The following is a 15835-nucleotide window of genomic DNA, read 5'->3' on the forward strand; positions in this document are numbered from 1 at the left end:
GATCCAAAGAAGTTTGAAGCTCGTGGCATTCTTGGGTCCATTAGCAGTGCGAAAAATGAGCTAAAAAAACCAGATCAATTTGCGAAAACGGCAACTGGCCCATACGAGCAAACGGTTTCTGACGTGTATGTAGAATACCAAAAGCAATTAAAAAAGAATCATGCGCTTGATTTTGACGACTTAATTATGAAAACAATTGATCTGTTTAAATTGGTACCAGAAGTGTTGGAATTTTACCAAAGAAAGTTTCAATATATTCTTGTTGATGAGTACCAAGATACGAACCGTGCGCAGTATATGCTCGTTAATATGATCGCCGAACGTTATAAAAATCTTTGTGTCGTTGGGGATTCGGATCAATCGATTTACCGTTGGCGAGGAGCAGATATTGCGAACATCCTTTCATTTGAGGAAGATTACCCGAATGCAAAGGTCATTTTGCTTGAGCAAAACTACCGTTCAACGAAAACAATTTTACAAGCGGCAAACCGGGTTATTGAAAACAACTCTAACCGTAAAAAGAAGAATTTATGGACGGAAAATGATCAAGGCTGTGGGATTGGATATTTTGCAGCCGATACTGAACAATCGGAAGCTCAATTTGTCGTAGAACGAATAAGAGAAGCGATGAAAACGAATGAATATTCTTATTCTGACATTGCTATCCTTTACCGAACAAATGCTCAATCACGTGTAATTGAGGAATTTTTTGTAAAGTCTAATATAGAGTACAACATTGTTGGCGGAACAAAGTTCTATGATCGAAAAGAAATTAAAGATGTTCTCGCTTATTTACGCTTAATTGCTAATCCAGATGATGATATTAGTTTGCAACGAATTATTAATGTACCAAAACGTGGAATCGGCGCTACAACGATGGATAAAATAGGAGCTTTTGCTATTGAGCAAGGCATTTCTGTGTTTGCTGCTCTGCAAGAAGTAGAACAAACTGGTTTAACAGGGAGAACTGCAGCCAAGCTAAAAGACTTCGCTGAGCAACTCGGACATTGGATACAAATGCAAGATTATTTATCGGTCACAGAATTAGTGGAAGAACTCCTCGAGCGGACTGGCTATCGTGATATGCTGAAAAATGAAAACTCAATTGAAGCGCAGAGCCGTTTAGAAAACATCGACGAGTTTATTACGGTTACGAATGAATTTGAAAAGCAAAATGAAGATAAGTCACTCGTTGCCTTTTTAACGGATCTTGCATTGGTTGCTGATATAGACAAGCTTGATGAAGAAAAAGAAGGAAAGCCAAAAGATGCTATTACCTTAATGACACTTCACTCAGCAAAAGGGTTAGAGTTTCCGCTTGTCTTTTTAATCGGAATGGAAGAAGGGATTTTCCCTCATAGCCGCTCCTTATTTGAAGAAGAGGAAATGCAAGAGGAACGTAGATTAGCTTACGTTGGAATTACAAGAGCGGAAAAACAGCTTTATTTAACAAATGCGAGACTTAGAACGATGTATGGGCGTACAAATACAAATCCTCCTTCCCGCTTTATTGCAGAAATTCCAGTCGAGTGTTTGGAGACGTTAAATGAAGAAAAACAAGCACCAAACTGGATGAAAACATCAAGCAAAAGCGCTGCACCAGTTCAGAAGAGAACAAGGACGATTGACCGGCCAACAACGGTTTCTACAGGTGGAGAGAATTTCTCATGGAGTGTTGGCGATAAAGCTGCACACAAAAAATGGGGAGTTGGAACGGTTGTTAGTTTAAAAGGGACTGGAGATTCATTAGAGCTGGATATTGCCTTTCCGAATCCAACTGGCGTGAAACGATTGTTTGCTAAGTTTGCCCCGATCACAAAGCAGTAGTAGATGTAGAGGAAAGTGACTGAGGGATTGTTTTCAGTCACTTTTGACTGTAAGAAAAGAAAGGACGAAACCTATGGAGCCATTAAACGAAAAGAACCGAATAGAAGAACTCAGAAAATTATTAGAAGAGTATGGGCATCATTATTACGTTCTCGATAAGCCACTTGTTTCAGATGCGGAGTTTGATACGCTTATGCAAGAACTAATAAAATTAGAGGGAAAATACCCTGAGTTGTATAGTGAGGATTCACCTTCTATTCGGGTTGGTGGTGAACCATTGCCTTTTTTTGAAAAAGTGGAACATCGAACACCGATGCTCAGTCTAGGAAATGCGTTCTCTGACGTAGATTTACGTGATTTTGATCGACGTGTGAAGCAGTTAGTGGGTGAAGATGTTAGCTATATTTGTGAGCTAAAAATTGATGGACTGGCTGTTTCATTGTCGTATGAAGGTGGGAAGTTCGTACGTGGTGCCACACGAGGCGATGGAACAATTGGAGAAGACATTACAGCTAATTTAAAAACGATCCCCGCTATTCCACTTAGATTACGAGAGCCCGTTACGATTGAGGTCCGTGGGGAAGCATTTATGCCAAAAGGATCGTTTGAATCGTTAAACCAGTTAAAGGAGCAAGCTGGTGAGGAAAAGTTTGCGAATCCTCGTAATGCTGCAGCTGGTTCGCTTCGGCAACTAGATCCTAAGCTGGCTGCTAAACGAAATCTTTCTATTTTTATTTATTCCATTGGACATCTGGAAGGACGAAAGCTAAATTCCCATATGGAAGGTCTCGAGTATCTAAGAGAACTTGGTTTTCGAGTGAACAATGAAAGCAAACACTGTTCAAACATTGAAGAAGTGATTGCGTATACAGAAGAGTGGGTTGAAAAAAGAGCGACACTTCCTTATGACATTGACGGGATTGTTATAAAAGTTGATCGTCTAGATCAGCAAAAGGAAATGGGTTTCACAGCGAAAAGTCCAAGATGGGCCACAGCCTTTAAATTTCCTGCAGAAGAAGTAGTGACAAAGCTAGAAGATATTGAGTTGAGTATTGGTCGGACTGGTGTTGTGACTCCAACTGCTCTTTTGACGCCTGTTACCGTTGCAGGCACGACTGTAAAGCGTGCGTCCCTTCATAATGAAGACTTAATTCGTGAGAAGGATTTGAAGCTCGGAGATTCTGTAGTGATCAAAAAAGCCGGTGACATTATTCCTGAAGTGGTCAATGTCCTCGCTGAACTACGTGATGGATCAGAGCGTGACTTTCTTATGCCAACACATTGTCCAGCTTGTGAAAGTGAGTTAGTGCGCTTAGAAGGGGAAGTAGCACTTCGCTGCATTAATCCTCAATGTCCAGCTCAAATTCGTGAAGGACTTATTCATTTTGTATCAAGAAATGCGATGAATATTGATGGATTAGGTGAGAAAGTGATTAGTCAGTTGTTTGCTCACGATCTTGTTCGAGATGTGGCTGATATTTATAAATTAAAGCGAGAGGAATTGCTTCAATTAGAGAGAATGGGTGAAAAATCGGTCGATAATTTACTTGAAGCGATTGAAAAAACAAAGGATAATTCACTTGAGCGACTTTTATTTGGGTTAGGAATTCGTTTTGTTGGAGCAAAAGCGGCCAAAACATTAGCGATGGAGTTTGAAACGATTCATAAATTGGCGGATGCCACAGAAGAAGAATTGGTTGCGGTAAACGAAATTGGCGAAAAGATGGCTGCCTCTATTAAACGATATTTTTCAACTAGTGAAGTGCTTGATTTAGTGAATGAACTAGAATCACTTGGGGTCAATGTAACGTATAAAGGACCGAAGTTACCGGCTGAATCAGAGGTTGGGGATAGTCCGTTTGCTGGGAAAACAGTTGTTCTAACAGGAAAGTTAGAACAGCTGACAAGAGGAGAAGCAAAAGAGAAAATTGAGTCGCTTGGTGGAAAAGTAACAGGAAGTGTTAGCAAGAAAACAGATCTTGTTATCGCAGGAGAAGATGCTGGTTCAAAACGAACAAAGGCGGAGGAACTCAATATAGAAATATGGGATGAAGCTAAGTTAGTAGAAGTGTTGACTTAAAGGACGTGTGAGAGGAGGGAATCGTGTGTTAAAGAAATGGGGAATATTGATTCTTACATTTTTACTCTTATCGGGGTGTTTTCCAATTAGCCCTGAGGAGGATCAAGTAGTAGAGGAAAGAAACGAAAATGAGCAAGAGCAAGTAGTCGAAGTTGTGCCGCAAATTATTACGCCTGATAATTACTATCAAAGTGTATTGTATGATGGATCTTATTTACACGGTGAATCACGAGGATTTGGGAACTCTGTTGTATACAATCGCTTAGATTTAGATCAACTTGAAATAGGTTTAACGCGAATTGCTCAGCAGTATTTTGATCCAGATCGATACTTTTTTAGAGAAGGTCAATTTATTAAGCGAAATACATTAAACAGTTGGCTTATGCGAATGGATGAGGAAAGCAATCCACAAGGATTAAATCCGGCTCTTGGGGAAGAAGGGACCATGCGTGAACGTGAAGAAAGTCAGCCTCGCTACTTATCTCATATCCTGGAGCATAATTATCTTGTTGAAAACTCAAACGGTCAATTAAATCTTGGTGGGATTGTCATTGGGCTTTCGATGAATAGTGTCTATAACTTTCGTGTGGAAGATGAGCAAGGCAGGTACAATTTTTATGAACTGCCGATTCCGAATGATGTGATTGAACGAGAAGGTCAGAGAATAGCCGCAGAAATTTTAACGAGACTTCGTTCAGAGTCAATGGAAGAAGGCGCGTTTGAGGATATTCCAATAGTTTTTGCATTGTTTCAAGAACAACCTCGTGAATCCGTCATTCCTGGTCACTTCATTGGTCGGGCAAAAGCAGAGCCAAGAAGCAACCTAGATAGATGGCAACGAATTAACGAACGTTATTATCTATTCCCTTCAAGTGAAGCGAATCAAGAAGCACGGAATGAAGCAGATCAATTCCAACGCTTTCAAGATGACGTTCAATCATTCTTTGATACGTATATAGGAGTGGTTGGGAAAGGGCGCTATGTAGATAATCAGATTCAAGAACTAAAGATCGAAATTCCACTACGTTTTCAAGGGAAAGCTGAAATTGTGGCGCTTTCGCAATACGTGGCAGGTCAGCTGCAACAAAGGTTTCAAGGAAATTATAAGGTGAGTGTTACGATTACGTCTGTATCTGGTAATACGGAAAGCGTTGTTGTTCAGAATCCAAATGATGAACCATTTATTCATGTGTTTGATTAAAAAAAACGACCGATCGCATTCTTTTTAGAGGCGGTTGGTCCATTTTTTCGATTAAGACAAAGGATAGTATAATTTGGATAACCAGCTAAGTAAATAAGATCGTAAAGTTACTTGACGCGTTAAAAAAGATGTCGAATTATAACGAATAATAGTTAAAAAAACTATTTATTATTTAGAAACAACATGATATATTTAGTTCGTTCGTAAGATAAAAGGTTAGAGGTCAGATGTCTGACGAACGAAGCTCAACTTAGACTATACATAACAGCAAGGATTAGACAAACAGATTTTAGTCAAAAGGGAATAGAAAGCAAAATGCGTGAAAACCTATTGAAAGAACTATTTGTCTAATTAGTCTCAAGCTACTAGTCCTACATAAATGAGGGCGTTAGCAGAAGTAGAAAAAAGGGGGATTTTACACATGAAAAAATGGTTACGTACTGCAACAATGGCAGTTGCTGCAGCTGTTGCTTTATCAGCATGTGGTGCTGCAGAAGAAGAAGCTGCTCCGACTGGAGATGAGGCTCCGGCTGAGGAAGCTACAGAGGCGAGTGATTTTAGAGTAGCGATGGTTACAGATGTTGGTGGAATCGATGACAGATCATTTAACCAATCTGCTTGGGAAGGTCTTAGTGAATTCGGACAAGACTTTGGTTTAGAAGAAGGAACAGGATATCGTTACTTACAATCAGGGGATATGCTGATTTCGAACCGAACTTACGTGAGCTTGTGCGTGATGACGTTGATCTTGCATGGGCAATTGGTTTCTTAATGGAAGATGCCGTACGTACGATTGGTGAGCAAGTTGAAGACACTCAATTAGCAATTGTTGATTCTGTGGTCGTTGATGCGGATGGCCAACCATATCCTAATATTGCAAATGTTACGTTTAAAGAGCATGAAGGATCATTTCTAGTTGGTGTAGCAGCTGGTTTACAAACAGAAGGAAACAAAGTTGGATTTATTGGTGGAGTCGAAGGGGCTCTTATTAAGAAATTTGAAAATGGTTTTAAAGCAGGGGTAAAAGCAGTAAACCCTGATGCTGTAATTGAAGTACAATACGCAGAAAGCTTCAATGATGAGCAACGTGGAGCTCAAATTGCAAACACAATGTATAGCCAAGGTGTAGATGTGATTTATCAAGCAGCTGGTGGTACAGGAAATGGCGTGTTTACGGAAGCAATTAACCGTGCTCGTAATGGTGAACCTGTGTGGGTTATTGGTGTAGACCGTGACCAACATGAAGAAGGAGAATATGGAGACAATGGTGAATCTGTAACCCTTACTTCGATGGTTAAGCGTGTAGATAGAGCTGTATACTTAGTTTCAGAACGTACAATGAACGGTGATTTCCCTGGTGGCGAAACCCTTGAGTATGGCTTAGAAGATGAGGCAGTTGGAATTGCTCCATCAACGGATAACATGTCCGAAGAAGCGCTTCAAGCTGTTGTTGACTTCTTAAATCAAATTCAAGCTGGTGAAATTTCAGTTCCACAAACAGATGAGGAATATGAAGAGTTTTTATCAGCACTTTAATATAGTCGAACAAAAGGCTAGTGAGAACTAGCCTTTTGTTATAATTTCAACGTAAAAGAGACAATGAAGAATTGTAGTTTGCCAATCCTTCATTGCCTCTTTATGTCATCTAGGTAATCTTAGTGTGCATTTTTTAAGTACATATAGTAAGTAAGGAGTGGTTACAAGTGAGTTATGTCATTGAGATGAATAACATCCGAAAAGAATTTCCTGGAATTGTGGCCAATGATAATATAACGCTTCAAGTGAAGAAGGGTGAAATTCACGCCCTTTTAGGGGAAAACGGTGCAGGTAAATCGACATTAATGAATGTCCTTTTTGGGTTGTATCAACCGGAAAAAGGAGAGATCGTTGTTCGTGGCGATAAGGTGAAGATTACCGATCCTAATGTAGCAAATAAACTTGGGATTGGAATGGTTCATCAGCACTTTATGCTAGTTGAGAAATTCACCGTTACAGAAAACATCATCTTAGGAAATGAACCGAAAAAAGCAGGGAAAATTAATATAAAAAAAGCGGCTAAGGAAGTTGAAAAAATTTCCAATCAATATGGATTGCGTGTAGACCCATATGCAAAAATTGAAAATATCTCAGTTGGAATGCAACAAAGAGTAGAAATTTTAAAAACGCTCTACCGGGGTGCAGACATCTTGATTTTTGATGAACCAACAGCTGTGTTAACTCCACAAGAAATTCAAGAGTTGATTGGGATCATGAAAAAATTAGTAAGAGAAGGCAAGTCAATTATCTTGATTACTCATAAGCTTAAAGAAATTATGGCTGTTTGCGATCGGTGCACGGTTATAAGAAGAGGAAAAGGAATTGGAACAGTAGATGTCAGTGAAACGAACCCTGACAAATTAGCGGCTATGATGGTCGGTAGAGAAGTGAATTTTGGTGTTGAAAAAGATCCAGCCAATCCAAAAGACGTCGTTTTATCTGTGAAGGATTTAGTTGTTAAAGATGCTCGAGGTGTAAATGCTGTTAAGAGCTTGAACCTTGATATGAGAGCTGGGGAAATCATCGGACTAGCTGGGATCGAAGGGAATGGGCAATCTGAGCTGATTGAAGCCATTACTGGTTTACGAAAGGCAGATTCTGGATCGATATCTTTAAATGGAAAAGAGATAACGAATTTAAAGCCAAGAAAAGTAACAGAGTCTGGAGTTGGACACATTCCAGAAGATCGTCATAAGCATGGGTTGGTCCTTGATTTTACAATTGGAGAAAACATCGTCTTACAAACCTATTATCAAAAACCTTATTCAAAAAATGGTGTGTTAAGCTACCCTGAAATTTATAAAAAAGCCAAAGCATTAATAGAAGATTTTGATGTGCGTACGCCAAGTGAATATACTCCTGCGCGAGCCTTATCGGGTGGGAATCAACAAAAAGCGATTATTGCTCGTGAAGTCGATCGATCACCCGACTTTTTGATTGCAGCACAGCCAACACGTGGATTAGATGTGGGGGCTATTGAATCGATTCACCGCCGTCTTGTTATGGAGCGGGATAAAGGGAGAGCCGTTCTACTCATGTCTCTTGAGTTAGACGAAATCCTCAACGTGAGTGATCGGATTGCTGTTATGTACGAAGGGGAGATTGTGGCCATTGTTGATGCTGACCAAACGAACGAACGTGAATTAGGATTGCTAATGGCTGGTGGAAAGAAAGAGGAAGCAGGTGATTCCAGATGATTGATAAATTGTTTCCGAAAGGACGATTCGTCTCCTTAGCTGTTCCTTTAATTGCTGTTTTGTTAGGGATTCTTATTGGGGCAATTGTTATGTTAGTGAGTGGGTATAATCCTGTATTAGGTTATACAGCGCTTCTTAGAGGAATTTTCAGTGAAGCTTATTATATTGGGGAAACCATTCGCACGATGACCCCTTTAATCTTAGCGGGATTGGCTGTTGCATTTGCCTTTCGCACTGGATTATTCAACATTGGTGTAGAAGGACAAGTTATCATTGGTTGGTTGGCTTCTGTTTATGTGGGGATAGTTCTTGATTTACCGGCTGTTATCCACCTTCCGCTAGCGATATTAGTGGGAGCATTAGCGGGTGCGGCATGGGGATTCATCCCGGGTTTCTTAAAAGCTCGTTTTCAAGTTCATGAAGTCATTGTTACCATCATGATGAACTATATTGCTCTATATACAGCCAATTATTTGATTCGGACTTTTTTACTTGTGCCAGGGGAACGAACAGAGAGTATCTCTCCCTCGGCCTCGTTAGCGTCTCCTTTTTTACAATCAATCACAGATTTCTCACGCCTGCATTATGGTATTCTTGTGGCCCTGCTAGGGTGTGTGATCATGTGGTTTATTCTTTGGAGAACAGCAAAAGGATACGAGCTACGAGCTGTTGGTTTTAACCAGCATGCATCCTTGTATTCTGGAATGAGCGTAGAGAAGAACATTATCCTTTCCATGGTGATTTCAGGTGGATTTGCAGGGGTAGCCGGAGCAATGGAAGGGCTTGGAACTTATGGGTACATGAGCATCCTTTCAGGTTTTTCTGGTGTCGGTTTTGACGGGATTGCGGTTGCGTTACTAGGCGCCAATACGGCTGTTGGTGTATTGCTTGCTTCTTTCTTATTTGGAGGATTGCAAGTAGGTGCCATTACCATGCAATCAAGAGCAGGAGTGCCTACAGAGCTAGTTGACATTGTCATTGCGTTAATTATTTTCTTTGTTGCATCAAGCTATGTAATTCGCTGGATTATGAACCGTATCAAGAAGGAGGGGATCTAATGGATTTTATGCAAATATTAGCCCTTGTCATACCGGCAGCTATTTATGCAGCAGCGCCCCTTATCTTGACAGGTTAGGTGGGTTATTCAGTGAGCGTGCAGGTGTTGTTAACATTGGATTAGAAGGGTTAATGGTTGTCGGTGCTTTTACAGGAATTGTCGTCACATTAACGCTTGAAGGAATGGGTGTAGGTCCAGCTTCCACTTGGATTGCTTTAGTAGCTGCGATCTTAATTGGAGCATTGTTCTCATTATTCCACGCAGTTGCTTCTATTACGTTCCGAGCTGATCAAATCGTAAGTGGAGTTGCCTTAAACTTTTTAGCGGTTGGTCTAACCGTTTTTATCGTTCGCTTACTTTACAATAAAGGGCAGACTGATGCGATTCGTAACAGAATTTATCGTTTTGATGTACCTGTTTTAAGTGATATACCCATTATCGGACCGTTGTTCTTTGCTAATGCTTACATTACTTCATATATCGCTTTAGCTCTCGTGTTTGTCGTATATTATGTGGTGTATTATACGCCTTTTGGTTTGAGGCTCCGTTCAGTTGGAGAGCATCCAATGGCAGCTGATACAATGGGGATACATGTTAATAAAATGAGGTATATAGCCGTTATGTTAAGTGGTGCATTTGCAGGTTTAGGTGGTGCTATTTTTGCTGTAACGGTTGCTGGGAATTTTTCGGGAACGACCATTGTAGGTCAAGGATTTATGGCGCTTGCAGCTTTGATTTTTGGTAAATGGAACCCACTAGGTGTTATGGGAGCGGCGTTATTCTTCGGATTGGCACAGGCATTAAGTATTACCGGTCAACAAATTCCAGGATTAGCCAACATTCCATCCGTTTTCCTGTTAATTGCTCCTTATGTACTAACCATATTAGCATTAGCTGGCTTCGTTGGTCGTGCTGATGCTCCAAAAGCAATTGGAAAGCCATATGTAAAAGGATCAAGATAATCAATAAAAAATGTCTCCATTGAGTTTGAATTGGAGACATTTTTTTATTTTAATTTAATACAAATCGAGCGCAGAAGGAAATAAATGAAGATTATCTGACATGTATATATATGACGTTATGTCGGTAAGGAAACGGTTGAAATCAGCATGATCTTGAATAATTATACATTTTGATTCTTGGACTTATTAAAAGCAGAATGTTCCGACTTTTATTTTGTGTTATATTAATCAGCATGTCCAAAAAAATGAGGTTGTCATGTTACAATATGTACTTGCATATTCCTTGCATAGAGACCGAAAAAGGGGGTGGAAAAAATGGAATATAGCTTATCTGCAGCAACGTGGTTATTGTTATATATTCCAATGCCGTTATTAATCATTTTGTCGATCGTATCACTAGTCAGGGGGAGGAGTGAGTAACAATGGAATTAGCAACAATATTAACATTTATCGTTTATTTAGTAGGGATGCTTGTGATTGGAGTTGTCGCTTACCGGCTTACAAGTAATCTTTCAGACTATGTTCTTGGTGGTAGACGGTTAGGAGGAAGTGTAGCCGCTTTAAGTGCCGGTGCTTCTGACATGAGTAGTTGGCTATTGCTAGGGTTGCCAGGTGCAATGTATCTCGGTGGTATGGGTGAAATTTGGATTGCCGTTGGTTTGGCGATTGGTGCGTATTTAAATTGGCAGTTTGTTGCAGCACGTCTTCGAACTTATACAAAAGTAGCAAATGATTCGATTACGTTGCCTGATTTTTTGGAAAACCGATTTCATGATAAGTCGAAAGTATTACGGATGATTTCAGCACTTTTAATATTAGTGTTCTTTGCGTTTTATACTTCATCAGGACTTGTCGGTGGTGCGTTACTTTTTGAAGCATCCTTTGGGATGACCTATACGCAAGCACTTTGGATTGGTGCGATTGTCATTATCTCGTACACGTTCTTAGGTGGATTTCTTGCGGTAAGTTGGACGGACTTTTTCCAAGGAATTCTAATGTTCTTAGCATTAATTATCGTACCACTTGTAGCGATCTCTAGTATGGGAGGTTGGAGTGAAACGGTTAATGCAGTAGGAGCGATTGATCCTGCCTATTTAGATGCGTTCCAAGGAGCAACGTTTATTGGTGTTATTTCGTTGCTAGCATGGGGGTTAGGTTATTTTGGCCAGCCACATATCATTACACGTTTTATGGCCGTGAAATCGGTGAAAGAAATTCCGAAGGCACGAGCGGTTGGGATGACGTGGATGGTATTAGCACTGTTTGGTGCCATTTTTACAGGTTTTGTTGGAATTGCTTACTTTTCCGCCAATGGTCCTGGCGGGCAAGCGTTAGCGGAAGGGTCTCATGAAACACTTTTCATTATGTTTACTCAAGTCTTATTTAATCCTTGGGTAGCCGGTTTCTTGTTAGCAGCGATTCTTTCGGCCATTATGAGTACAATTGATTCACAGTTACTTGTTTCTTCAAGTGCACTTGCAGAGGATATGTATAAAGGATATATTCGTAAAGAAGCGAGTGAAAAGGAATTAGTATGGGTTGGTCGTATTGGAGTTGTTGTTATTGCATTGGTGGCAATCTTACTTGCTACAATCCTGAGAGCTCGGTTCTCGAATTAGTAGGATATGCATGGGCAGGTTTTGGAGCCGCATTCGGTCCAGTTATCATTTTAGCTTTATTCTGGAAACGAATGACACGAAATGGTGCTTTAGCTGGGATGGTTGTCGGTGGACTAACAGTCATTGTATGGGCAGAGCTGGAAAATTGGTTTGGTTTATCAGCCGAGCAATTCTCAATTTTAGGACTATATGAAATCATTCCAGGTTTTATTTTAGCTTGGATTGCAGCGATGGCCTTTAGTTATATTGGAGAAGAGCCTTCAGATAAGATGAAGGAAGAATTTGAAGAATCGAAAGCGAATGTAGTCTAATTCGTAATAGGTTGGTTCAGAGGGTAAAGCCTTTAGAACCAGCCTTTTTTCTTTGTTGAAAAAGGCTTGTAATTATAGGGCTTTGTTGCTATAGAAGGGTTATTTGGTATTATTAATCATATTGTCAAAATGATCGAATATTTTCGGGGGTGAACGATACAATGTCACGAATTCAAATAGAACAGGTAAAACACGTTGCCAATTTGGCAAGGCTTGCGATTACGGAAGATGAAGCCAAAATGTTTACGGAACAGCTTGGTAAAATTATCTCTTTTGCAGAAGAGTTAAATGAACTTGATACAACAGGAGTAGAGCCTACTACACATGTATTAGATATGAAGAATGTTCTTAGAGAGGACAAGCCTCAAAAAGGGCTGCCGGTAGAAGAAGTATTAAAAAACGCACCAGATCACGAAGACGGACAAATTCGTGTGCCGTCCATTATAGAGTAATAGGGGAGGACAAGCTTCATGTCATTATTTGACCATAAGATGTCAGAGCTTCATACAATGCTTCTAAATAAAGAAGTGAAGGTCTCTGATCTTGTAGATGAATCATACAAGCGAATCGCTGACGTTGATGATAAAGTAAAAGCATTTGTAACATTAGATGAAGAAAAGGCACGTGCATATGCTGCCGAGTTAGACGAGCACTTAGCACAAACAGCGAACGTGGCCTTTTATTTGGTATGCCAATTGGAGTAAAAGATAATATTGTAACAAAAGGACTTCGCACAACTTGCTCAAGTCGCATCCTCGAAAATTTTGACCCTATATACGATGCTACGGTCGTGCAAAAATTACGAGGCGCTCAATCGATCACGATCGGGAAATTAAATATGGATGAGTTTGCCATGGGATCTTCAACAGAGAACTCAGCATTTCAAGAAACGAAAAATCCTTGGAATTTAGAAACGGTTCCTGGTGGTTCTAGTGGTGGTTCAGCAGCAGCGGTCGCAGCTGGAGAAGTACCATTTTCACTTGGTTCAGATACAGGTGGTTCCATTCGTCAACCAGCCGCATTTTGTGGAGTGGTTGGTCTAAAACCTACATATGGAAGAGTATCACGTTTTGGTTTAGTCGCTTTTGCTTCTTCGCTAGATCAGATTGGACCGATAACAAGGAACGTAGAAGACAATGCCTACTTGCTTCAATCGATTACTGGGGTTGATCCAATGGACTCGACATCAGCAAATGTTGAAGTACCTGATTTCTTATCGGCTTTAACAGGTGATGTAAAAGGACTTAAGATTGCCGTTCCGAAAGAGTATCTTGGAGAAGGCGTTCAAGAAGAAGTGAAGCAATCCGTTCTTGATGCATTAAAAGTACTTGAAGGACAAGGAGCTACGTGGGAAGAAGTATCCTTACCTCACTCAAAGTATGCACTTGCAACGTATTACTTGATTTCTTCATCGGAAGCATCAGCGAACCTTTCTCGTTTTGATGGTGTTCGTTACGGATACCGTACAGACAATGCTGAGAACCTTATTGAAATGTACAAACAAACACGTGCAGAAGGTTTTGGTAACGAAGTAAAACGCCGTATTATGTTAGGTACATTTGCATTAAGTTCAGGCTACTATGATGCCTATTACAAAAAAGCACAGCAAGTACGTACATTGATTAAACAAGATTTTGAAAAGGTGTTTGAGAATTACGATGTGATCATCGGGCCAACAACACCGACACCGGCCTTTAAAATTGGTGAAAATACAAAAGATCCATTAACCATGTATGCAAATGACATTTTAACCATTCCAGTGAACTTAGCTGGTGTACCTGGAATATCGGTTCCTTGTGGATTTAAAGATGGTTTGCCACTTGGATTACAAATCATTGGAAAACACTTTGATGAAAGCACGGTTTTACGTGTGGCTCATGCCTTTGAGCAAGCAACTGATTATCACACGCAAAAACCGACGTTGTAAGGGGGGAGACGAGCGATGAGTTTCGAAACAATTATTGGACTTGAGGTCCACGTAGAATTAAAGACAGAATCGAAAATTTTCTCAGCAAGTCCGAACCACTTCGGATCTGAGCCGAATGCAAATACAAGTGTCATTGACCTTGGATATCCAGGTGTTTTGCCAGTCTTGAATAAAAAAGCAGTGGAGTTTGCGATGAAAGCAGCGATGGCTCTAAACTGTGAGGTTAGAACAGATACGAAGTTTGACCGGAAAAATTACTTCTACCCAGATAACCCAAAGGCTTATCAAATTTCTCAATTTGATAAACCAATTGGTGAGAACGGCTGGATTGAAATTGAAGTGAATGGTGAGAAAAAACGTATCGGAATTACTCGTATTCACATGGAAGAGGATGCGGGTAAATTAACGCATTCTGGTGGCGGCTATTCACTTGTTGACTATAACCGTCAAGGAACACCGCTAGTTGAGATTGTATCAGAACCTGATATTCGTACACCAGATGAAGCTTATGCCTACTTAGAAAAGCTAAAAGCCATCATTCAATATACAGGTGTATCTGATTGTAAAATGGAAGAAGGATCACTTCGTTGTGATGCGAACATTTCATTGCGTCCTGTAGGTCAAGAAAAATTCGGAACAAAAGCAGAGTTGAAAAATTTAAACTCCTTTAACTTTGTAAGAAAAGGTCTTGAGTATGAAGAAAAGCGCCAAGAGCAAGTGCTTCTTTCTGGTGGTGTGATTGAACAAGAGACTCGACGTTACGACGAAGCTGCAAACAAGACCATTCTCATGCGTGTTAAAGAAGGATCTGATGATTACCGCTACTTCCCTGAGCCAGATCTTGTTGACTTGTATATCGATGAGGACTGGAAAGCTCGTGTTCGTGCCGAGATTCCTGAGCTTCCAGATGCTCGTAAAAAACGCTATGTAGAAGAGCTAGGCTTACCAGCATACGACGCAACGGTTCTGACGCTAACAAAGGAAATGGCTGATTTCTTTGAAGAGACTGTTAAGCAAGGAGCAGGAGCGAAGCAAGCTTCAAACTGGTTAATGGGAGAAGTGTCTGCCTACTTGAATGCCGAACAAAAAGAATTTGAAGAGGTAGCCCTGACATCCGAAGGACTTGCTAAAATGATTCAATTGATTGAAAAAGGAACCATCTCCTCTAAAATTGCCAAAACGGTTTTTAAAGAGCTAATTGAATCAGGTGGAGATCCAGAGCAAATTGTTAAAGACAAAGGTCTTGTGCAAATCTCGGATGAAGGCGAACTTCTGAAGATGGTAACAGAAGTTCTAGACAACAACCCACAATCCGTAGATGATTTTAAAAATGGAAAAGAAAAAGCAATTGGTTTCCTTGTAGGACAAATCATGAAAGCATCAAAAGGAAAAGCAAACCCACCGATGGTCAATAAATTGTTACTTGAGGAAATCAAGAAACGTTAATCTCGTAAAGTGCTTGGATTATTATTTAATCCAAGCACTTTTATTATGCTAATAAGTATCTATTCGTTAAAGGACACACTCCGCTATTTTTATCATTCTCTTGGAATGAAGCGCAAGCCACTCGGCTCCTGTGGGAGGGAAAAGGGCCACTGGAAAAGTGCCTAACTGCCGC

7 protein-coding genes and 4 pseudogenes are annotated in these 15835 nt (G+C 40.3%); all 11 read left to right on the forward strand.

Annotation, left to right across the window (positions count from 1 at the left end; genetic code table 11):
• Positions 1–1827: DNA helicase PcrA (gene pcrA / locus JCM9140_RS19450; protein ID WP_034750485.1), on the forward strand; the 1827-nt coding region annotated here is incomplete at its 5' end.
• Positions 1828–1900: 73 nt separating this feature from the next.
• Positions 1901–3907 carry an NAD-dependent DNA ligase LigA gene (gene ligA / locus JCM9140_RS19455; protein ID WP_034750487.1) on the forward strand — a complete coding sequence of 669 codons (2007 nt, stop codon included), beginning with the start codon at positions 1901–1903 and terminating at the stop codon, positions 3905–3907.
• A 25-nt stretch (positions 3908–3932) separates the two neighbouring features.
• The gene (locus JCM9140_RS19460) at positions 3933–5108 is read left to right on the forward strand and encodes a CamS family sex pheromone protein (RefSeq protein ID WP_034750490.1); all 1176 of its coding nucleotides are present in this window, start codon (positions 3933–3935) and stop codon (positions 5106–5108) included.
• Between the two features lie 421 nt (positions 5109–5529).
• Positions 5530–6644: pseudogene (locus JCM9140_RS19465) on the forward strand (BMP family lipoprotein).
• A gap of 167 nt (positions 6645–6811) precedes the next feature.
• Complete coding sequence (locus tag JCM9140_RS19470) at positions 6812–8341, forward strand: ABC transporter ATP-binding protein (protein WP_034750493.1); 1530 nt, start codon at positions 6812–6814, stop codon at positions 8339–8341.
• Positions 8338–9399 (forward strand): ABC transporter permease, encoded by a 1062-nt coding sequence (locus JCM9140_RS19475; RefSeq protein WP_034750496.1) that lies wholly within the window; start codon positions 8338–8340, stop codon positions 9397–9399. Before JCM9140_RS19470 ends, JCM9140_RS19475 begins: the two co-directional genes overlap by 4 nt.
• A pseudogene (locus JCM9140_RS19480) lies at positions 9399–10360 on the forward strand (ABC transporter permease). Before JCM9140_RS19475 ends, JCM9140_RS19480 begins: the two are co-directional and overlap by 1 nt.
• A gap of 422 nt (positions 10361–10782) precedes the next feature.
• A pseudogene (gene putP, locus JCM9140_RS19485) lies at positions 10783–12290 on the forward strand (sodium/proline symporter PutP).
• A 161-nt stretch (positions 12291–12451) separates the two neighbouring features.
• Complete coding sequence (gene gatC, locus JCM9140_RS19490; protein ID WP_034750498.1) at positions 12452–12742, forward strand: Asp-tRNA(Asn)/Glu-tRNA(Gln) amidotransferase subunit GatC; 291 nt, start codon at positions 12452–12454, stop codon at positions 12740–12742.
• Positions 12743–12760: 18 nt separating this feature from the next.
• Positions 12761–14217 (forward strand): annotated as a pseudogene (gatA, locus tag JCM9140_RS19495) (Asp-tRNA(Asn)/Glu-tRNA(Gln) amidotransferase subunit GatA).
• A 15-nt stretch (positions 14218–14232) separates the two neighbouring features.
• A complete protein-coding gene (gatB, locus tag JCM9140_RS19500; protein ID WP_034750501.1) occupies positions 14233–15663 on the forward strand; it encodes an Asp-tRNA(Asn)/Glu-tRNA(Gln) amidotransferase subunit GatB in 1431 nt (476 codons plus the stop codon).
• Positions 15664–15835: the final 172 nt, after the last annotated feature.

It is taken from the genome of Halalkalibacter wakoensis JCM 9140, from assembly GCF_000513095.1.
GTDB classification, from domain to species: Bacteria; Bacillota; Bacilli; order Bacillales; family Bacillaceae_D; genus Halalkalibacter; species Halalkalibacter wakoensis.

Coding starts and splice junctions, on each gene's coding strand:
- gatB (WP_034750501.1), top strand. CDS start 14,233: ATGAGTTTCGAAACAATTATTGGACTTGAGGTCCACGTAGAATTAAAG.
- JCM9140_RS19475 (WP_034750496.1), top strand. CDS start 8,338: ATGATTGATAAATTGTTTCCGAAAGGACGATTCGTCTCCTTAGCTGTT.
- gatC (WP_034750498.1), top strand. CDS start 12,452: ATGTCACGAATTCAAATAGAACAGGTAAAACACGTTGCCAATTTGGCA.
- ligA (WP_034750487.1), top strand. CDS start 1,901: ATGGAGCCATTAAACGAAAAGAACCGAATAGAAGAACTCAGAAAATTA.